Genomic DNA, 19,849 nt, shown 5'->3' with positions numbered 1-19,849 from the left:
GGTTTTGTCTTATCGCTGTTCCACTACTGGTAGCGCCAATGCCCAGGCACCCAGATCCACTGATTATGCCCCCAGCGATAGTGCCCGGCGACCCAGTGATAACCCGGTCCGGGCATGACCGGTACGACTTCGACAATGGGCGGTGGTCGACGCGGATGCACCGGCTCGACAATACAGCCAGCCAGTGACGCGGCCATCAGGGTGGCAATCAGCGCGGTCTTGAATATTCGCAGCATTGCGTAACTCCTTGCAGAGCGTTCAGTCGTCGCCTAGTGGGCGGGCTTGTAAGGGTTAAACGTCACAACAGGGAAAATCCGTCGCCCCTACAGCTTTTTTTGCATCGACTTGCCTTTGGCTTGCGTGCGGAAATACAGGGAGTCGACCAGTTTGCGACGTTCCTCCTGGGGCAGGGTCTCGGCGAATTCCGCCAGGGTGTTGTCCACCAGCGCCCTGAGCGCGACATCCGCCTCACGGGCCTTGCCCAGATCCGCCAGCAAGGCCGGCCGATCCAGTGTCGGTGCCTCAAGCTGCTTGATCACATCCTGACGGGCCTGACGGCCTGCCATGATCAGCGGCTGGCTGTCGGCCCGATTGCGGCGTAGCAGTTGGCGCAACTCATGCTGTCGCGCCTCCGGCAACTGCACCATGGCCTGGCGCAAGCCGTGCTGGTTGACGGCGGCCATGGCCGGTTTCGCATTGACCAACCAGTGGTAGACGCCACCACCGATGCCACAGATCAGGAAGACATTGAGCATCAACGACATCAGGAGGAAGTTCTTGATGGTCTTGGACGGTTGACTCATTGCTCGCTTTCCTCGGCGTTTACGGTGAAGACGATATCGGCATCGCCCTGGTCGAAGACACTCGGCAGCGCTTCGGATGCAGTGGACAATGGCAGGCTCAGCGAGACCACCAGGATACCGGTGGCAATCCCAGCCAGGCCCACGCCGACGAAGCCGACACTGGACAGCCAGTCGGCATAACGGCTCCAGAACGACACCGGCTTGGTCATGACTGCTGAAGCGGCAATACGCCGGGCCAGGGCCGGGTCGGGAGGCGCCAGTTGATAGCTGTCGAGCAGGCTGTCGAGTTGCCGGGCCTGTTGCAGCACCTGGAGCAACGCGGCATCGCCACGCTCAAGCAACCCCAGGGCGGCGCCGCGTTCGGCGGCCGGCCAGCGTTGCAGGTCCGCGCCGTAGGCGTCGGCCAGGTAAGCAAATCGTTCGGGCGTCATCATCTTCCCCTTCCTAGGCTATCTGGGCCGTGCGTTTCGGCGAGGTAGCTGCGCAGGTTGCGCCTGGCCCGCGAGAGCAGGCTTTCCAGTGCATCGACGCTGATATTCATCAGCGCCGCCGCTTCGATGTTCGACAGCTCCTGGTAGTACTGCAACACGATGGCTTCGCGCTGACGATCAGGCAACGCGGCCAGGGCCGCGGCCATCTGCTCACTGCGCGCCGTCGCCTCCAGCTGTTCATCGGGGCGGGGGGCGCTGTCGACCAACTCAATGCCGGGCTCGTCGTCGTCCAGCGGGCGCTCCTTGCGCTTGCGCAGGCGGTCGTGACAGAGGTTCAGCACCACCCGGTGCAGCCAGGTGTCGAAACGCGCCTCGCCACTGCGCCAGTTCGCCGCCTGTCTCCAGATGCGCAGAAAACTTTCTTGCGCCACATCCTTGGCCTCATCGGCATCGCCCAGTATCCGGCTGGCGAGGGCGAGCAAACGGGGCAGCTTGCGCGACACCATCTCGTTGACGGCGGCCGGCTCCTTGTTGCCAATACGGGCCAGCAGCTCAACGTCCGGATCAATCTCTTTCAATCGGGCAAGTCTCGGTCCGGTGATGGGTTCGGGTATGACAAGGCCGGACGGCACAGTAGCGTCGTCCGGCCCGCAGGTCAGCGGATCCAGTGTCCTTCGACCCAGCGCCAGTTAGGTCCACGGGGTTCCCAGTGGCCCGGTTCCCAGCGCGCATTGCGCATCACGGGCTGCCAGTGGCCAGGGAACCAGACGTAACCCCGACCTTCCCAGCGCCAGTGCCCACGGTCCCAGACGTAGCCGGGGCGCCCCATGGGCTCGGCCTCGACGCGCATCGGTGGTGGCGCTTCACGAATGATGACTTCGGTCTGAGCAAAGCTCGGCGTACTGGTCAGCGCGGCGAACGCCAGCGGGATCAGCAGGAGGGCATGGCGCAATTTGGCCAGGGGTCGTGTAGGTTTCATGACAACTCCTTCAGGCTGCGTACGAAAGTGAACGCTGCTGATGAGTTGAACGATAGGTGCCGGGAAAATCCGTCGCGAGAAAAAATCATTTTTTTATCGATACATTCCGAGGGGGGGCGAGGGCAGTATTGCGTAGGGAAGGCGGGCACTTGATGAAATTGTTCGAGGGCAGCGACGGATTGGTCGTCGTCATCACGTTCAACTGGTAACCGTAGCAATCGGCAGGTGCCTTGGCCCTGTGGGTTGAGCGGCTTTACCTATTGAACCTCCTGAGGAAACCACCATGTCACGTCGCCTTTCACTGTTGGGTGCAGCTGTGTTGCTGCTGAGTCTGAGCGGTTGTGTGATCTTGCCGGGTCATCGGGATCATTGCTGCTGGCGGTACGGGTATGTGGCGCCGGTCACCGCGCCCACGGCGGCGACCGTTTAAGCAGCGGCGCCTCGAACACACCACAGACCCCGTAGGAGCCGGCTTGCCGGCGATTCAGGTGACGCGGTTTGACCGGAGACCGCGTCGATACCATCGCCAGCAAGCTGGCTCCTACGGGGTGCTCTGTTGGCTTGTCATAAAATGAAGTAATTCCCAGCTTGTGTTTTAGGCTTTGCTGAGACTGGAAAATCATAAAAAACAGGGCCATCATTCCCGCAGCTGTCTAAGCTTCACAGGTCTGCGCCGCGCTTCTTGGAGAGCGGTGGGAAATTAGCCTTATTCCGGGAAATTATTTTGTCTAACGTCTGCTCCAGCGGCCTCGATATTGGCTTCGCTTCGCTGAATTATCTGCAAATCGGCATCCTGGGTATCATCCAGGGCATCACGGAGTTGCTCCCTATCTCCTCCACGGCGCATATGCGCATCGTGCCGGCGGTGCTCGGCTGGCAGGATCCGGGCTCGGCTTTTTCGGCCGCGATGCAATTGGCCGCATTGGCGGCAGTGGTCAGTTATTTCTGGCGTGATGTGCGAGATGTGGTTGGTGGCAGTATCGGCGCCGTGCGCCAGCGCGACTACAACAGCCCGTGGTTCAAGCTGGCGGTGGCGATCATCCTGGCGACCATCCCCATCGGGATCGCCGGCCTGGCCTTGTCGTCGACACTCAATGCCTGCGACTCGCCCTTGCGCGGGCTGACAGTGATCGGTATTTCCTGCCTGGTGATGGCGGTGTTGATGGCGGTGTCCGAGTTCAGTGCCCGCCATCAGCGGGTGGTGGGCCAGATGCGCCTGCGCGATGCGCTGATCGTCGGTATCGCCCAGGTCGGCGCCCTGATCCCGGGTGTTTCCCGTTCCGGTTCGACGCTGACCGCGGCCCTGTTCCTCAACTTCAAGCGTGAAGAGGCCGCGCGGTTTTCCTTCCTGCTGGGCTTGCCGGCGATTGCGCTGGCCGGGCTCAAGGAGTTGCTGACGTTGCACCATGCGCAGATCCCGGCGGAGGCTTGGAGCCATCTGCTGTTCGGCTTGGTGGTCGCCAGCGTCTCGGCGTTCTGCGCGATCTGGGGCCTGATGCGCTTCCTGGAACGCTTCTCCACCTGGCCGTTCGTGATCTATCGCGCGGCGCTGGGGATTTTCCTCCTCGTCGGCGTCAGCACCGGCTTTCTGTCGTAATCGACCCTCCCGAGCGTGGCCTGCGGGCTACGCTTTTTTTGCCGTCGCCAGCGCATAGCGTCGGCAATGTTCCAGATACCCTTGCTCATGGCTGCCCACCAGTTGTACGACGCTGGTCCATAACCAGGACGGCGCATCGAGGGTTTTCGAGCGATTGAGTTGCAGCTCCGCCCGCCAGCTTTTGCGTGTCGCCTCATCCATCTGCCGGGCATGGGCAATACCGATCACCCGGGCCAGATAACCCGCTGCGTGCATGGCGTCGGTTTCATTGAGGGTGTCCAGTTCGAGCTTGAGGTCCTGGGGCAGCAGCTCACGAATGAACATCCCATGGTCGAGAAAACGGGTGGCGATCATCCGCTCGCCCAGACCGGGTGAAAGGTGGCGTGCTCCCTCGACCACCCGTCGCGCATTGTCCCGTGGCATCTGCACGTGGGCACCACGGGGGGCCGCGGCCGCAACGGCCTCCTTGACGTCGATCAGGCAATAATCCTGCTCGTCATGCCCGCCGACACCCAGCAGCACGGCGTAGCGCAGCAGCCCCAGCGAACTGCAACCCTTGACCCAATAGGCACAGTCGAGCAGTTCGACACTGGCATCATTGGGACGCCCCTTGAGCGAGGTCACCAGCGTCTGGATCTCTTCGCCGGTACACAAGGCCTCGATCTCGGCTTTTTCGTTGCGGGACATCGGCCAGAAATGCCGGCCCATCGGCAGCGTCAGCTTGGTGTTCTCCATGCGCTCACGGGCCAGGTTTTTCCAGGTACGCTTGACCGCGTCCCGCAGGCCGGCCTTGACCTGTGACGGGCGTTCGGGCGTATGGTCGGTCTCGTCCAGCAGGGCCTGTTCGTAGCCCACCATCATTTCTTCGAGCATGCGCGCGGTGGTCACGCCGGGCAGGTCCGAACCGCGCGCGGCGGTCGCCAGGGACAGGGCCAGGCGCACCAGGTCGTGGGCGGGATTGCCGATCACCGTCTGGTCCAGGTCGCGGATATGGATATCGATACCACCACGACGGTCACCCGTGGGGCCCAGGTTGCCGGCGTGGCAATCGCCGCAGATCCACACGTTGGGGCCATGGGGCAAGCGTCTGCCGCGCTGGCTGTGCAACCACTCATAGAACTGGACCGTACTGCCACGGACATAGGCGTGGGCCGAGCGGGCCATTTTTTCGTTACGCAGGTTAGAGAGCAGGGTGGTGCGGTCGGCAGGGCGAGGTGGTTTCAAGGGCGGGCTCTTCGTGCTGGTGAGAAGGCGATACTCATTTCGTATAAAGCCTAGACCGCTGCGTTGAGGCGTTCGATCCCTGCCCCGATGATTTTCCTCGTTTTTCAGGTAAAAAAAGGCCCGCAAAGAGCGCGGGCCAATAAGAGGTTTCACCAAAGAAGCAGGTAGAAATATAAACAGCCCGGGCCTTGTTCACAGTGAAAGAAGTTTTATTCGTTAAAGAATAAAGTCTAATATTTTCAATGGTTTGTATGTGAATAACGAGCTGCTTTTTCGGCCGCCCCTGAAAAAATTTTCATGATCACCCCGGGCTCCGTGGAAGGCCGCGAAAGCGCTATCGATGCAGGCTCTTTTCCAGCCCCAGGCGAACATCGGGCCACTCTTCGTCAATGATGCTCAAGCGTACGGAATTGCGCTTGCGTCCGTCCGGCATGATCCGTTCATTACGTACGATGCCTTCCTGCTTGGCGCCCAGGCGCAGGATTGCCGCGCGGGATTTTTCGTTGATCTCATCGGTGGTGAACTGTACGCGCACGCAATCGAGCACCTCGAAGGCGTGGCGCAGCATCAGGTACTTGGCCTCGGTATTGACGAAGCTTCTCTGCCAGCGGGTCGAGATCCAGGAACTGCCGATTTCCAGCTTGCGGTACTGGCGATCGATCTTCCAGAAGCGCGTCGAGCCGATCACTTCGCCGGTGGCCTTGATCACGATGACAAAGGGCATCACGGTCCCGGCTTCCCGACCCGTGAGGGCTTTGTGCAGGTAGGACTCGACGGTGTCAGGCCCTGGTATGACGGTAAAGGGCAGGTTCCACAGTTCGCCGTCCCGGGCGGCCGCCACCAGGGCGTCGGCGTCGTCGGCCTGGAGTGGGCGCAGCAGCAAGCGCTCGCCTTCAAGGGATTGCAGCAATTGCAGGTTTTTCACGGGGCAGGCGCTCGCGGTGCGGGTTTCAGCGAGCATTACAAGGTAGCCGGGATCGGGTTTGCAAGGGCCATTGCGGGTTAAAACGGGCAGACCAATGCCGCCGTGGGCTCAGGCCTGGCTCACATCGAGCAGCGCCACCAGGCGATCGAACATCGGATACATGGAGTTTTCCTCGGGTTTACAGGATCAGGTTTGCAGAATCAGGTCGTAGGACAGTTTGCTGATCAGGATCACCAGCAACACCAGGAACAGAGCCCGGACAAAGGGTACGCCTTTATGCACCGCCAGCCAGGTGCCGGTCAGCGCACCGAGGATGTTGAAGACGGCCATGGGGATGGCGATCAGGTAGAGCACGTTGCCGGTTGGAATGAAGAAGATCAGCGCCGCGACGTTGGTCGCGATGTTCACCACCTTGGCCGACGCCGAGGCTTGCAGGAAGTCGAAGGCGAAGCAGCGGATAAACAGGAAGATCAGGAAACTACCGGTCCCGGGGCCGAACAATCCGTCGTAGAAGCCAATGGCCCCGCCGATTACGATCGCCAGCAGTTTTTCCTTGGTGCCGATGTGCATGGGTTTGTGCAGGGCGCCGAAGTCCTTCTTCCAGAAGGTGTAGATCGCCATCAGCACGATCAGCACCAGCACCGTCGGACGGATCACCGACTGGGGCACGGAGGAGACTGTGGCTGCACCAAAGAAGGCCATGGCAAAAGCCGCGCACGCGGCGGGGACCACCAGCCTCCAGTCGATCACCACCTTGCGTACGAAGGACCGGGCCGCGAATACGGTACCGCAGGCGGCCGCGAACTTGTTGGTGCCCAGCAACGCCACCGGTTGTGTCGTGGGCAGCACGTTGAACAACGCGGGTACCTGGATCAGTCCGCCGCCGCCCACCGCCGCATCGATCAGGCCGGCGGCGAAGGCGAATACACAAAGGATGACAATATCGACCATGGAATCAGGCTCTGATGATGAAAGGTTGGTGAGGGACCAGCGGCACCTCGTGTATCGGGTCGTTGACCTTATAGATGCGGAGCATCCAGCGGTCGTGGCAATCGTAGCGGAGGGGAAGTCGTCCCGGGCATTCAGGGCCTGCTGGTTCTTGAAGATCAGCATGTCCCCCGGTGGCTGCAGAATCGGGTGAATGACATCGGGATGGTTGGCGGCGGCAAATAGTGGCAGGACAAACTGCGTGTGGTCGCAGGTCGTGGCGACGCCGGCCTTGTTGCAGCCGGAAATACAGGATAATGCTGACGTTTCTGTACATCAGGGGAACGTTTTCCAGCACATTACCCTGTGTACCGACGGAGGTCGGTCGGCGGATGGCGAAGCGGCGGGGCGACAATTCTTCTTCGAAGGAGGCCGGCAACACGGAGAGCGGCGCCCCGGTCATAACCGCCAGGTGCTCGATTTCCGGCACCAAGTCGTAGGTTTTGGCTGGCAGTTGTCGAGCCCTGAAGATCATCGCCACTTCAGGGGCCCTGCCATTACTATCTTATTCAGCGTTGACACGTCCTTTTGCTGATATTTGCCTGCATTTCCGTGCGGGCTTCTCAATATGAGAGGTGCCAATATACTTAAGCGCCTCTCCACAGGCTATTTAAAAATGGTTGCTGGCGACTTTCTTCGGCTTCCATACGGCTCCTGCAACTGCGTGCTGTGGCTGGCGTGGCTATCCGTGAAAACGCTCTTCAGGGGGAGGAGGGATCATTTGCGCTCGCCTTCAACCACGGGTACAGCGCCTTCGCCTCCATCCAGTCCGACAGGTAGATGGGGGCGCCGTCATAGACGATGGTCTTGATACCCTCACCACCATGACCCAACTGGCGGGCCCGTTCGACGATCTGCTTGAACATGGTGGGGGTCACGAACAAACTGATATGCCCCAGCCTGCCCGCCAGCTCAAACAACTCTTCGGCCTGGAAACCACGGGACTCGGGAACGACATGGCGGGCGGCCCGGCGCACATGGATCAAATGGTAAAGGCCGGCGCAGTGAGACATCGGCGCGGCATACACCACCGCATCATCGGCACCGACCGGATCGGTATCGGCCGGATAGCGCAGTGACATGGCCGTCAGGTCGCCATGACTGAGCCTCACACCCTTGGCGTCGTCGCTGGTGCCGCAGGAGTAGAACAACCAGGCCAGGTCATCGGCCTGGCGCGGACAAGGCCTGTCAGGGGGCGCCGTGGTCGAAGCGAGCACCCCCATGTCTTCTCGATCCAACTCTTGACACCCCAGGGGCAGTCTCTCGGGCGCGAACACCTGGCCGCCATCGGTGAAAATCAGCCGGGCATCGGTGTTACCGACGATCCAGCCGGCCTCGACGGGATGCAGCTTGCAGTTGATCGGCACCGCTACCGCCCCGGCCCACCAGATGGCGTAGAGCAGCTCGAGGTATTCGCAACAGTTCTCCATGAACAACGCGATACGGTCGCCGGGGACAATGCCGTGCTCGTCCATCAGGTACGCCGCGCGATACCGGACCAGGGCGGCAAAGGCACCATAGTTGGCGACTTGCCGCTGCCCTTCGAACAAGGCCGGCCGTTCCGGGCAACGTTGGCCGGCGGCGTCCAGCCAGTTGGCGATATTCATGCTCGGCTCCTGCGTGGCTGAAGGACCGAGGCGTAGTTGGCGATCGCCTTCCCGCCCATGTTGAACGCCAGGCCGAACTCGGGATTCCCAGGCTGATGGGCTCGCCGGTCAGGCGCAGCGACGGCGCGACAAGCGGGTTGTTCGAGTGATACATGAGTCTGCGTTATCTCAAGACGGGTCGAAGTGACTGAGTTTTTCCCCAGCCATGCACGAATTTCTTCACTGATCAGGGCAGCAGATTCCCTGACTGTTTCATTCAGCCTTGACATGTCCGTATGCTCCTTTTTTACCTGCATCCCTATGGGGAGAGTGGGAAGGCTAACGGAAGGGCTTTTTTTGTGTTGCAATACCATATTGTGAAAAGTGCAATGAGGTGAGGAATGGCCCTAGACATGTTGGGGGAGCTGGAAGCCTTCGCGACGGTGGCGCGCAAACGTAGCTTCGTCGCTGCGGCCCGTGTCCTGGGACGCTCTCCCAGCTCTTTGACCCGTGCTGTGCAGGCACTGGAGGAAAGTGCCGGGGTCAAGCTGTTCAATCGTTCGTCGAATGCGGTGAGCCTGACCGAAGCGGGTGAACACTTCTTGCCCCACGCTTACAAAATGCTGGATCTGCAACGTGAGGCGGATGAAGACCTGGCCGGTCTCAGCGGCCTGGCCCACGGCTGGATTCGCTTTTCCGCCCCCGAGTTTCTCGGGCACAGGGTTTTGCCCAAGCTGATCGCGCAGTACTGTGAGCGTTATCCGAACGTGAACGTCGATGTGATTTTCACCGATGAGACCATCGACCCGGCCAAGAGCAAGCTGGACTTCTCGATTCGCGGTGCGTTTCCGCAATCCAGTGACCTGATCGGCTTTCCGCTGTGGAGTTATTCACGTTACCTGTACGCCAGCCCCAGGTATCTGGAGCGACGCGGGATGCCGGATTCCATCGAGGCGCTGGAGGCGCACTCGCTGATCCTGCATACGGCGCCACGGATCCTCAAGGAGTGGAATTTTCGCAATGAGCAACAGGCCATCAGCTTTCGGGTGCATCCGCAGTTTCGTTTCAGCTCCGGTGCGGCGGTGTTCCACGCGGCCCTGGCGGGTGTCGGCATTGCCCGCCTGGCGGACTGGCTGGCGGAGCCGGAAGTGGAGGGGGGGCGCCTGGTCCGGGTCTGCCCTGAATACAAACTCACCTCCAGCAGTGGCGAGAGCCCGCAGATGCACGCCGTGTATCCGGCGGGGAGTCTGCCGCTGCGGGTGAAGTCGCTGCTGGAGGTGATTCGCGGCTTTGGCGAAAGCCTGGATCGCAAGTATTCACTGACGTTCTAGCGCGAGGGTTGCTTGAATTATTCAGGGGTTCTCAAGAGACCGGGCCGGGCCCAAACCTTCCCGAATCAAGGCGACGAAGCGCGTCGCGGCGGGTGACAGGGGCTGGCCGCTGCGGCTGATCAGGCCGATCTCGCGGCTGACGCCGGGGTGTTCCACGGGGCGTTTTTGCAGGCCGCTGAGGCCGTCATCCGCCGATTCCGGCAATAGCGCCATGCCCAACCCCTGGCGCACCAACGCCAGGACCGTGGACATGTAGTTGGCTTCCAGCCCCGGGACCAGTGTCAAACCTTGTTCGTCGAACAGTTGCTCGACCCGTTCGCGCACGCTGCTGTCGCGTCCGGTAAGGATCATCGGCTGGCCGCTCAAGTCCGGCAGACTGACGCTTGTCTTGCGCGCCAGCAGGTGTCCGTCGGGCAGGAACAGGCACAAGCGATCGACCATGACCACTTCGAAGTCCAGGCCATGATTGAGCCGAGCCCGTACGCCCAGTCCGAAGTCCACTTCGTTCTCCCGTACCAGGCTGTCGATACGCTGGGCGACCACGTCCCGAAGGCGGATTTCGATACCGGGATAAGCCTGGCGAAACTGTTTGAGCAGCGGCGGCAGGGCGCCCGAGCAGATCGACGGCAAGGCGGCGAGGGTCACCACGCCCCGTTGCAGGCTGGCCAGGTCGCGGGAGCCACTGACGATATTGTCCAAATCCAGCAACAGTTTCTCCATGGGGCCACGGGCCTGCTGGCCGGCGCCGGTCAGGCTGACCTGGCGCGGACTGCGTTCCAGCAGGGTGACGCCGAGCCACTCTTCCAACTGCTGGACCTGCACCGTCAGCGCCGAGGGCGACAGGTGCAGCAAGGTGGCGGCGCGGGTGAAGCTACCGGTCTGGGCGACCGTCAGAAAGGCGCGGATATGCTGGACGGCGTTTTTCATTCTGTTTTTCCGAATGCATGGCGGTGAACATTCCAATTTACAAAGCTTAACCGCGTTCCAATACTCTGGGGAAAACAATAACTGTCCGCCCTTGAGCGGCCCCCGGAGTCTTCCCATGCTCGCCACATTGGGTGTCATCACCATCGTCTGTCTGCTTGCGGCTGTCATGAGCAAGCGTCTCTCGCCCCTGGTCGCGCTGATTGCCTTGCCGATCATTGCCGCGCTGCTCGGTGGTTTCGGTCTGCAAACCAGTGCCTTTATCGTCACCGGCATCAAGAACGTCGCCCCGGTGGTGGGCATGTTCGTGTTCGCCATCCTGTTTTTCGGGGTGATGACGGATGCCGGCATGCTCGACCCGATCATCGATCGCATCCTGCGCACGGTGGGCACGCGGCCCACGCGGATTGTCATGGGCACGGCCTTGCTGGCGTTGCTGGTGCACCTCGACGGTTCCGGGGCGGTGACTTTTCTGGTGACCATCCCGGCGATGTTGCCGCTCTATACGCGATTGGGCATTGACCGACGGATCCTGGCCTGTGTCGCGGCGATGGCCGCCGGGGTGAATTTCCTGCCCTGGACCGGCCCGGTGCTGCGTTCGTCGGCAGCCTTGCATGTGCCGGTGGCGGACCTGTTCCAGCCGTTGATTCCGGTGCAGATCGTCGGTCTGCTGTTTGTCTTCGCCTGTGCCTGGTGGTTGGGCCGGCGTGAAGAACGACGTCTGGGTCTGGGCGCGGGTCTGGCCACGGGCAGCGTGCCGAGCCGGGTGATCAGTGCGGATGAAGAAGCCCTGCGGCGTCCACGCCTGTTCTGGGCCAACCTGTTGCTGACGGTGCTGGTGATGGCGGTGATGATCGCCGGTTGGGTCGACCCGGTGGTGATGTTCATGCTCGGCACCGTGGTTGCGTTGTGCCTCAACTATCCGAATGTCGACGCCCAGCGTGCTCGCGTCGACGCCCATGCCAAGACCGCCCTGACCATGGCCAGCATCCTCCTGGCGGCCGGGGTCTTTACCGGCATCATGCAGGGCACCGGCATGCTCAAGGCCATGGCCGAAGTGGCGGTGGCGCAGATCCCGGCCGGCCACGGCAAGCTGATTCCGGCAGTGGTGGGTTTCCTGTCGATGCCGCTGAGCCTGTTGTTCGATCCGGACTCCTTTTATTTCGGCGTGATGCCGGTGATCGCCGAGGTCGGCAAGGCCTTGGGTGTAGAACCGTTGCAGGTGGCCCAGGCGTCCTTGCTGGGGGTGCATACCACCGGTTTTCCGGTCAGCCCGCTGACCCCCGCGACCTTTCTGCTGGTGGGCCTGTGCAAGATCGAACTGGCCGATCACCAGCGTTTCACCATTCCTTTCCTGCTCGCCGCCTCGGTGTTGATGACCCTGACGGCGTTGCTTCTGGGCATCTTTTGATAGGAGGGACCTTGCGATGAAAACCTTGCGTATCGGCTCCGGTGCCGGCTATTCGGGCGACCGCATTGAACCGGCGGTGGAACTGGCGGCCAAGGGCGAGCTGGATTACCTGGTGTTCGAGTGCCTGGCCGAACGGACCATTGCCCTGGCACAACAGGCCCGGCTCAGTGATCCCGAGGGCGGTTACGACCCCTTGTTGCGTGAGCGGATGGAGCGCGTGCTGCCCTTCGTCGGCGGCGCTGGGCGGCGCCTGCGGATCATCACCAATATGGGCGCGGCCAATCCCCTGGCCGCCGCGCGGGAGGTCCGGCGGATCGCCATCGAGCTGGGTTTGCCCGGGCTCAAGATTGCCGCGGTGACCGGTGACGACGTGCTTGAGGTGCTGCGTGCCGAACCGAGCCGTTGGCTGGACAACGGCTTACGGGTCGAGCAGTTGGGCGAGCGACTGGTCTGCGCCAATGCCTATCTGGGGGCGGAAGGCATTGTCCAGGCCCTGGCGGCCGATGCCGATGTGGTGATCACCGGCCGGGTGGCCGATCCATCGTTGTTTCTCGCGCCGCAGTGCTTCGAGTTCGGCTGGGCGGCGGACGATTGGCCGCGCCTGGGCCGTGGCACCCTGATCGGCCATCTGCTGGAGTGCGCGGGGCAGATCACCGGCGGTTACTTTGCCGACCCGGGTGTCAAGGAGGTGCCGGACCTGGCGCGCCTGGGCTTTCCCCTGGCGGAAGTGGATGCCGAGGGCCGGGCGACCATTACCAAGGTTGTGGGTAGCGGCGGCCGGGTGGACGCGGCGACTTGCACGGAGCAGTTGCTCTATGAGGTGCATGACCCGGCGGCCTACCTGACGCCGGATGTCACGGCGGATTTTCAGGGCGTGAGTTTTGTCGAAGAGGGCGCGGGCCGGGTCGGCGTGCAGGGGGCGAGCGGGCGCCAGCGTCCGGAGACGCTGAAGGTCTCGGTCGGTTACCTGGACGGTTGGATCGGTGAAGGGCAGATGTCCTACGGTGGTCCGGGCGCCTTGTCCCGGGCACGGCTGGCGCGGGAGATTGTCTTGCAGCGCCTGGAAATCATCGGTGTGAAAACTGAAGAGGTCCGTGCGGAACTGATCGGCGTTGATGCCCTGTATGGCGAAGCGCTGAGTGCGCGAGGGCAGGGTGAACCCTGGGAAGTGCGCTTGCGGGTGGCGGCGCGTTGTGTCGATCGGGCCGATGCGCTGCGTGTCGGCAATGAAGTGGAGACGCTGTATACCAACGGTCCGTCCGGCGGTGGTGGCGCAAGCAAGAGTGTGCGGCAGGTGGTGGCGGTGGCGTCGCTGCTGCTGCCACGGGAAAACCTGACGGCAACGGTACATCTGGAGGAACGCCCATGAGTGGTCTTGAATTGCGCGCCTTTGCCCATTCGCGCACCGGCGACAAAGGCGACACCTCGAATATCTCGGTGATCGCTTATCGGGCCGAGGACTACCCCGGGTTATGTGAATGGCTGACGGCCGAACGGGTGGCGGACTACTTTGCGCCCTTGCTCGATCCGGCAGCCGGACCGGTACGGCGTTATGCCGTACCGGGGGTGCGGGCCTTGAATTTCGTCTTGCCGGGCATCCTCCGTGGCGGAGTGACCCGCTCCCTGGCGCTGGATGCCCACGGCAAGAGCCTGGGCTCGGCATTGCTGGATATGCGCTGGGCGCGCGATTAACCCACTTGTTTCAAGCGCTGGGCGACCCGTTCGGTGATCAGGCTGCGCTGCTTGTGCGACTCCGCCGCCCGTTGCCGGGCAATCTCCAGCACCTGCACAGGTGCCGTCTCCGGGCTACCGGAGTTGAAGGGCGGCGCCGGTGCGTATTCCAGCTGCAACTGGGTCACCTGGGCCTCTTGCGCCCCCACCAGTTCGGCGACCAGGGTCAGGGCAAAATCGATCCCGGCGGTGATGCCGCCGCCGGTCAGCAGGTTGCCGTCACGTACCACACGGTCTTTCACGGGGATGGCACCGAGAGGCGCCAGCAGGTCGTGATAGGCCCAGTGCGTGGTGGCCTTGCGACCTTGCAACAGCCCGGCGGCACCCAGTACCAGGGAACCGGTGCAGACCGAGGTGATATAGCGTGCCTGGGCGGCCTGTCGGACGATGAACGAGAGGGTCTCGGCATCTTCCATCAAGGGGCCTACCCCGGCACCGCCCGGAATGCAGATCACGTCCAGGGGCGGACAGTCTTCGAACGTCGTCGTCGGCGTAAAGACCAGGCCGGTACTGGAGGTGACGGGGGCCAGGTCTTTCCAGATCAGGTGGATCCGCGCATCCGGCAGCGAGAACAGGACGTCGTAGGGGCCGGTAAGGTCCAGCTGTTGGACTTTGGGGAACAACAGAAAGCCGATATGCAGCGTCATGGCGATAGCTCCTTGGGAGTGGATAAACGGGTCCGGCGAGGCTGGACGAACCTACTTTAGTTTCGTAGGCTTTGGCGTATCCGCCATTGACCCCACGTTTCACGCCAATCCCCATGAATACACCCAGAACGATCCGCATCCTGGCCTTTCCCAATGTGCAGGTGCTCGATGTCACGGGGCCGTTGCAGGTCTTTGCCTCGGCCAACGACCTGGCCCGTGCCGAGGGCTTGCCGCTGCCTTATGCCGTGAGCGTCATTGCCGACCAGCGCGAACCGGTGATGAGTTCGGCGGGGCTGGCCCTGGTGGCTGATCCTTTGCCGGCGACGGGGGGGGCGTGCGACACCCTGATCATCTCCGGTGGTTGGGGGACTTACGCGGCCGCCGAGGACCCGGCGCTGGTGGCCTGGGTACGCCAGCAGGCCAGTTGCGCACGCCGGGTCGCTTCGGTCTGCACCGGGGCTTTCCTGCTGGCGGCCAGTGGCTGGCTGGACGGGCGGCGGGTGGCCACCCACTGGACCCGCTGCGAACAATTGGCCGCGCAGTACCCGCAGGTGCGGGTCGAGCCCAATCCGATTTTTATCAACGACGGCCCGGTCTGGACGTCGGCGGGGGTGACGGCAGGCATCGATTTGTCCCTGGCCCTGGTTGAAGCGGACCTGGGGCGCCCCGTGGCGCTGGAGGTCGCCCGGCATCTGGTGGTGTTCCTGAAACGTCCGGGCGGGCAGTCGCAATTCAGCGCCACCTTGTCCTTGCAGAAGGCCGGCAGCCGCTTTGGCGACTTGCAGGCCTGGATCGCCGAGCACCTGGCGCAGGACCTGTCGATCCCGATCCTGGCGCAGCAGGCGGGCATGAGCGAGCGCAGTTTTGTCCGTCACTACCGCGCCGAAACCGGGCAGACGCCGGCCCGGGCCATCGAGCAGATCCGTGTGGAAACCGCCCGGCGCCTGCTGAGCGACACCGCGCTGCCGATCAAGCGGATTGCCACTCGCTGTGGTTTCGGCAGCGAGGAAACCCTGCGCCGCAGCTTTCTGCGGGCCATGAGCATCACGCCCCAGGCCTATCGCGAGCGCTTTTCGCTGCGGCCATAAAACGCCCGTTGGGTGACACCGTCGATCCACTTAGTTGACCTAAGCCATCCCCTGAGGCTCGATTGCGCCTAAGCTGTTGGAATATCGGACGTAGTTCTCAATAAAACCTATACGCTGAGCATGTTTTGTAAAACTTATGGCATCATGCCATTAATGCTTTCCCTGATACCCCAATAAGATGAGCACCGGTCTGTGTCAGTGATTCCCCTACTTGTGTGTGATGACTCCAACATGGCCCGTAAGCAGGTTTTACGGGCGCTGCCGGCAGAGTGGCAGGTCTCGATTACCCAGGCCAGCGATGGCCGGCAGGGGATGGAGGCCATCCGCAAGGGTTTGGGGCAAGTGGTTCTGCTCGACCTGACCATGCCGGAAATGGATGGCTATCAGGTGCTCTCGGCGATTCGTGCCGAAGGGTTGCAGGCACAGGTGATCGTGATCTCCGGTGACGTCCAGGAAGAGGCCGTGCGCCGGGTGCACGAATTGGGGGCACTGGCGTTCCTGAAAAAGCCTTTCGACCAGGACGAGCTGCGCGAGACCCTCGACGGACTGGGGCTGCTCAATGCCCCCGGTCCGGCGCCGTTGGCCGCTCGCCCTGAACCGACGGCCGAAATCAGCTTTCGCGATGCCTTTCGCGAAACGGTCAACGTGGCCATCGGTCGTGCGGCGGCGCTGATCGCCAAGGTGCTGGGGGTGTTCGTGCACTTGCCGGTGCCGAACGTGAATATCCTCGAAGTGGGCGAGTTGCACATGGCGCTGATGGATGCCGGCAACGGCAACCAGCTCACCGCCATTTGCCAGGGCTTTATCGGCAGCGGCATTGCCGGCGAAGCCCTGCTGATGTTCCATGACTCGGAAATCGCCGACATGGCGCAGTTGATGCAGCGTCAGGGCACCGAGTATTCGGATCTGGAAATGTTGCTGGACCTCTCCAGCGTGCTGATCGGCGCCTGCCTGAGCAGTATTGCCGAGCAGATCGACGTGGTGTTTTCCCAGGGCCACCCACAGATTCTCGGGCAGCACGCGGCCATCGACGAACTGATCCGGGTCAACCAGCAGCGCTGGAAAAAGACCCTGGCGGTAGAAATCAGCTACAGCCTGGAAGGGCACGATATTCATTTCGACTTGCTGTTGTTGTTCACGGAAGACTCCATCCAGCGGTTGACCGACAAACTCGCCTACCTGATGAGCTGAGCCATGAACGACACTCTCGATCTGAACGAGTTTCACTGGTTGCTGGCGATTGTCCAGAGCATCGACGTCGGCGTGGTGGTACTGGACCGCGACTACTGCGTGCAGGTCTGGAACACCTTTATGGAAAACCGTTCCGGGGTGCAGCCCAAGGACGCCAGCAGCCAGTCCTTCTTCAGCCTGTTTCCCGAAGTCGATCGCGAATGGTTCAGCCGCAAGGTGGAGAGTGTCGCGACCCTGGGTACGCCGGCGTTCACCATCTGGGAGCAGCGGCCTTACCTGGTGCGGTTCAAGAACTACCAGCCGATCACCGGCCAGGAAGACTTCATGTACCAGAACACCACGTTGCTGCCGTTGCGTTCCACCAACAGCACCATCACCCATATCTGCCTGGTGATCTATGACGTCACCGACGTGGCCACCAACCGCCATCAGCTCCAGGCGGCCAATGCCAAGTTGCAGAAGCTCTCCAGTACCGACCGCCTGACGGGCCTGTACAACCGTGGGCACTGGGAGGAAAGCCTCAAGGCCGCCTATGCCCGGAACCAGCGCTATGGCAATGCCACGAGCCTGGTGATGTTCGATATCGACCACTTCAAGCGGGTCAACGACACCTATGGCCACCAGGCCGGGGACAAGGTCATCGAGCACGTGGCCGATCTGGTCCGTGAACATGTGCGCGACAGCGACGTGGCCGGACGTTATGGCGGCGAGGAGTTTGGCGTGGTGCTGTCGGACACCGACAAGGCCGGCGCACGCTTTTTTGCCGAGCGCTTGCGCAAGGCCATCGAAGCCCTGGAAGTCGTGCACGAAGGCCAGAGCATCCGCTTCACTATCAGCCTGGGGGTGGCCGACCTGAGCCAGTCTTCAATCAGTCATGCCGACCTGATCGCCTGGGCGGACCAGGCCTTGTATGCGTCGAAGAAGGGCGGGCGTAATCGGGTGACGGTCTACGAGTAAACCGACCCGATCCGCTCTGCCATTTCTCAGAGTGTGAATTTTCCTACCAGCGTCTGCAGGTGAACCCCCAGCCGGGCGAGTTCGATGCTGGACGCTGCAGTTTCCTCACTGGCTGCCGAGGTCTGTTCGGAAATCTGGCGGACGTTGGTCACGCTACGGTTGATCTCTTCCGCCACCGCGCTCTGCTGCTCGGCGGCAGTGGCGATCTGATGGTTCATCGATTCGATGGCCTGGACCGACTGGGTGATACCGTCCAGCGAAACGCCGGCCCGACGCGTGAATTCGACACTGCTTTGCGCCAGTGTGCGGCTGCTCTCGAGGCTGCTGGCGACCTTTTCGGTACCGTTGTGCAGCCCGCTGATCAGTTGTTCGATTTCTTCGGTCGAGGTCTGGGTCCGTTGTGCCAGGCTACGCACTTCATCGGCCACCACCGCGAAGCCGCGCCCGGCTTCTCCGGCCCGCGCCGCTTCGATCGCGGCGTTCAAGGCCAGCAGATTGGTCTGCTGGGCGACGGACTTGATGACATCGAGAACGCTGCCGATCTTGTCGCTTTCCTGCTTGAGGTCACCCATCGCGGTGGTTGAGTGATTGACCTCGTTAGCCAGTTTGTCGATCTGGTTCATGGCCTGGCCAAGCACTTCGCCACCTTCGCGGGCTTCACGGGTTGCGCTGACGGCGGCCGTGGAGGCCTGTTCGGCGTTGCGCGCGACTTCCTGGACGGTTGCGGCCATTTCGTTCATGGCCGTGGCGACCTGGTCGGTTTCCTGTCGCTGGTTGTTCACCCCGGCACTGGTTTGCTCGGTGACCGCCGACAGTTCCTCGGCGGCACTGGCAATCTGTATGACGCCTTCACGCAGGCCGCCGATCAATTCCCGCAGGTTGAGCGTCATACGCTGCATGCTCAGTTGCAGTGCACCCAGTTCGTCGCGACGTGACACCGTGACGTTGGCGCTCAGGTTGCCGGCGGCCACCTGCTCGGCCCGACGCAGGGTTTCCATCAACGGGCCGACGATCAGGCGGGTGATGGTCCAGGCCGCGATGATGCCGAGCAGCAAGGCGGCGAGAAAGGCACCTGCCAGCCAATTGCGGGCGTTGAGGACGTCAGCGAGACTCTGTTCGGCCTGGTTCTGCGCCAATTGCTTGTTCGCCGCGAAGAGAGTGGCGATGTCATCGTTGAGCAGCGCCTGGATTTTTTCCGCCCTGACCTGGGCCTCGGCGAACTGGCCGACGGTGGCGCGATAGCCGGCCATTGATTGTTGCAGGCGCTGCAGGCTTTCAGGCGGGGCCGACGGCAGCAACTCGTTGAGGGTCTTTATATAAGCGCCGGCCTGGTCGATGGCCTCTTTGGCCGGTTGTTCAAGCTCGGCTTTCAGGCTGTAGCTGTAGCCTCGGAGTTGAAACCTTGCCTGCTGGACCAGCATCTGCGCGTTGACCACGGCGTCGATCTGGGCCTGATTGCCGCTCGCCGAGGCGGCGCTGTCCTTGAGCTTTTGCAGTTCGGCCACGGCGGCGTCGGCATGATTGCCAAACACGGCGCGCGTCGCATCGCGGGCCTGGATGGCCTGGCTGAAATCGTTGAAGTGCGTGCGATAGCGTTTGACCGATTCGCCGGCAGATTCGATCTGCGCAAGATCTCGCGGGGCCACGAAGGTCGAGCGGTTCTCGGCAAGGTGGCTGTCGAGACTGTCCAGGAGCTTGACCACGTTCGCGGCATGCTGTGGGTCGGCGGTCAGTGTGTAGGACAGGCGCCCGATGCGTACGTCCTTGGCCAGATCGTTCAGCTTGGCGATATCCAGGATTCGGTCACTACGGTTGCTGAGTGACTGGATACCCAACCAACCGGTGATTGCAATCAACAGGGTCAGCAGTATGACCACGCCGAATCCTATGGCGAGCTTGGTCCTGACGCTGATGTTTTCCAGCATCCTGTTGATGGGTGCAAGCATTGAGCAATCTCCTCCATATCAAACCGTAAATATGAGGGCTTTTCCGCCCTCTAACAGGTTAGATCGGCCGGAACACTCAAAGCTTGATGTG

At 62.0% G+C, this 19,849-nt stretch carries 20 protein-coding genes and 1 pseudogene; 8 read left to right on the top strand and 13 right to left on the bottom strand.

Translation table 11 applies throughout. From position 1 onward, the window contains the following. Positions 1–23: 23 nt before the first annotated feature. From M5C56_RS00600 to M5C56_RS00580, 5 genes are all read right to left on the bottom strand, one after another. The gene (locus M5C56_RS00600; protein WP_103494975.1) at positions 24–236 is read right to left on the bottom strand and encodes a YXWGXW repeat-containing protein; all 213 of its coding nucleotides are present in this window, start codon (positions 234–236) and stop codon (positions 24–26) included. Between the two features lie 87 nt (positions 237–323). Then, positions 324–803, bottom strand: a complete 480-nt coding sequence (locus M5C56_RS00595) for a periplasmic heavy metal sensor (RefSeq protein ID WP_103494974.1) — start codon at positions 801–803, stop codon at positions 324–326. Then, entirely contained in the window at positions 800–1,234 is a 435-nt protein-coding gene (locus M5C56_RS00590; protein WP_103495013.1) for a hypothetical protein, read from the bottom strand. Before M5C56_RS00590 ends, M5C56_RS00595 begins: the two co-directional genes overlap by 4 nt. Beyond that, positions 1,234–1,812: an RNA polymerase sigma factor gene (locus tag M5C56_RS00585; RefSeq protein ID WP_103494973.1), complete on the bottom strand. Its 579-nt coding sequence runs from the start codon at positions 1,810–1,812 to the stop codon at positions 1,234–1,236. Before M5C56_RS00585 ends, M5C56_RS00590 begins: the two co-directional genes overlap by 1 nt. Positions 1,813–1,889: 77 nt before the next feature. Next, the gene (locus tag M5C56_RS00580) at positions 1,890–2,213 is read right to left on the bottom strand and encodes a YXWGXW repeat-containing protein (RefSeq protein ID WP_103494972.1); all 324 of its coding nucleotides are present in this window, start codon (positions 2,211–2,213) and stop codon (positions 1,890–1,892) included. 724 nt (positions 2,214–2,937) lie between these two features. Here M5C56_RS00580 and M5C56_RS00575 point away from each other — a divergent pair. Then, complete coding sequence (locus M5C56_RS00575) at positions 2,938–3,810, top strand: undecaprenyl-diphosphate phosphatase (protein ID WP_103494971.1); 873 nt, start codon at positions 2,938–2,940, stop codon at positions 3,808–3,810. Positions 3,811–3,837: 27 nt separating this feature from the next. Here M5C56_RS00575 and M5C56_RS00570 read toward each other — a convergent pair whose 3' ends face one another. The 5 genes and pseudogenes from M5C56_RS00570 to M5C56_RS00550 all read right to left on the bottom strand — a co-directional run. Further along, the gene (locus M5C56_RS00570) at positions 3,838–5,034 is read right to left on the bottom strand and encodes a DUF2252 family protein (RefSeq protein WP_103494970.1); all 1,197 of its coding nucleotides are present in this window, start codon (positions 5,032–5,034) and stop codon (positions 3,838–3,840) included. A gap of 334 nt (positions 5,035–5,368) precedes the next feature. Next, the gene (locus M5C56_RS00565) at positions 5,369–5,941 is read right to left on the bottom strand and encodes a GNAT family protein (protein WP_103495012.1); all 573 of its coding nucleotides are present in this window, start codon (positions 5,939–5,941) and stop codon (positions 5,369–5,371) included. 204 nt (positions 5,942–6,145) lie between these two features. Further along, positions 6,146–6,910: a TSUP family transporter gene (locus M5C56_RS00560; protein ID WP_103494969.1), complete on the bottom strand. Its 765-nt coding sequence runs from the start codon at positions 6,908–6,910 to the stop codon at positions 6,146–6,148. A gap of 4 nt (positions 6,911–6,914) precedes the next feature. Next, positions 6,915–7,427 (bottom strand): hypothetical protein, encoded by a 513-nt coding sequence (locus M5C56_RS00555; RefSeq protein WP_247262982.1) that lies wholly within the window; start codon positions 7,425–7,427, stop codon positions 6,915–6,917. Between the two features lie 262 nt (positions 7,428–7,689). Then, a pseudogene (locus tag M5C56_RS00550) lies at positions 7,690–8,553 on the bottom strand (class I adenylate-forming enzyme family protein); the annotation flags it as partial. 380 nt (positions 8,554–8,933) lie between these two features. Here M5C56_RS00550 and M5C56_RS00545 point away from each other — a divergent pair. Then, entirely contained in the window at positions 8,934–9,863 is a 930-nt protein-coding gene (locus tag M5C56_RS00545) for a LysR family transcriptional regulator (RefSeq protein ID WP_103494964.1), read from the top strand. Between the two features lie 21 nt (positions 9,864–9,884). Here M5C56_RS00545 and M5C56_RS00540 read toward each other — a convergent pair whose 3' ends face one another. Beyond that, positions 9,885–10,790, bottom strand: a complete 906-nt coding sequence (locus M5C56_RS00540) for a LysR family transcriptional regulator (protein WP_103494963.1) — start codon at positions 10,788–10,790, stop codon at positions 9,885–9,887. 115 nt (positions 10,791–10,905) lie between these two features. On the opposite strand from M5C56_RS00540, the gene M5C56_RS00535 reads away from it, so the two are divergent. Genes M5C56_RS00535 through M5C56_RS00525 form a run of 3 tightly spaced genes read left to right on the top strand, consistent with a single transcriptional unit; the run spans position 10,906 to position 13,890 of the window. Further along, positions 10,906–12,198, top strand: a complete 1,293-nt coding sequence (locus M5C56_RS00535) for a citrate:proton symporter (protein WP_103494962.1) — start codon at positions 10,906–10,908, stop codon at positions 12,196–12,198. Between the two features lie 16 nt (positions 12,199–12,214). Next, on the top strand, positions 12,215–13,567 hold the full coding sequence (locus M5C56_RS00530; protein ID WP_103494961.1) for an acyclic terpene utilization AtuA family protein: 1,353 nt from the start codon (positions 12,215–12,217) through the stop codon (positions 13,565–13,567). Next, a complete protein-coding gene (locus M5C56_RS00525; RefSeq protein WP_103494960.1) occupies positions 13,564–13,890 on the top strand; it encodes a hypothetical protein in 327 nt (108 codons plus the stop codon). Before M5C56_RS00530 ends, M5C56_RS00525 begins: the two co-directional genes overlap by 4 nt. Here M5C56_RS00525 and inhA read toward each other — a convergent pair. Beyond that, complete coding sequence (gene inhA / locus M5C56_RS00520; protein ID WP_103494959.1) at positions 13,887–14,576, bottom strand: isonitrile hydratase; 690 nt, start codon at positions 14,574–14,576, stop codon at positions 13,887–13,889. The genes M5C56_RS00525 and inhA overlap by 4 nt on opposite strands. A gap of 113 nt (positions 14,577–14,689) precedes the next feature. On the opposite strand from inhA, the gene M5C56_RS00515 reads away from it, so the two are divergent. The 3 genes from M5C56_RS00515 to M5C56_RS00505 all read left to right on the top strand — a co-directional run bounded on the left by M5C56_RS00515 (position 14,690) and on the right by M5C56_RS00505 (position 17,812). Next, positions 14,690–15,664 (top strand): GlxA family transcriptional regulator, encoded by a 975-nt coding sequence (locus tag M5C56_RS00515; protein WP_247262981.1) that lies wholly within the window; start codon positions 14,690–14,692, stop codon positions 15,662–15,664. A gap of 192 nt (positions 15,665–15,856) precedes the next feature. Beyond that, the gene (locus M5C56_RS00510) at positions 15,857–16,855 is read left to right on the top strand and encodes a response regulator (RefSeq protein WP_103494958.1); all 999 of its coding nucleotides are present in this window, start codon (positions 15,857–15,859) and stop codon (positions 16,853–16,855) included. A 3-nt stretch (positions 16,856–16,858) separates the two neighbouring features. Continuing rightward, a complete protein-coding gene (locus M5C56_RS00505; protein WP_103494957.1) occupies positions 16,859–17,812 on the top strand; it encodes a diguanylate cyclase in 954 nt (317 codons plus the stop codon). 26 nt (positions 17,813–17,838) lie between these two features. On the opposite strand, the gene M5C56_RS00500 is transcribed toward M5C56_RS00505, so the two are convergent. Continuing rightward, on the bottom strand, positions 17,839–19,758 hold the full coding sequence (locus M5C56_RS00500) for a methyl-accepting chemotaxis protein (protein ID WP_103494956.1): 1,920 nt from the start codon (positions 19,756–19,758) through the stop codon (positions 17,839–17,841). Between the last annotated feature and the right edge of the window lie 91 nt (positions 19,759–19,849).

The sequence above is a fragment of the Pseudomonas sp. MWU13-2862 genome (assembly GCF_023242495.1).
GTDB classification, from domain to species: domain Bacteria; phylum Pseudomonadota; class Gammaproteobacteria; order Pseudomonadales; family Pseudomonadaceae; genus Aquipseudomonas; species Aquipseudomonas gingeri_D.
This window is presented reverse-complemented; position numbering and strand designations above follow the sequence as displayed.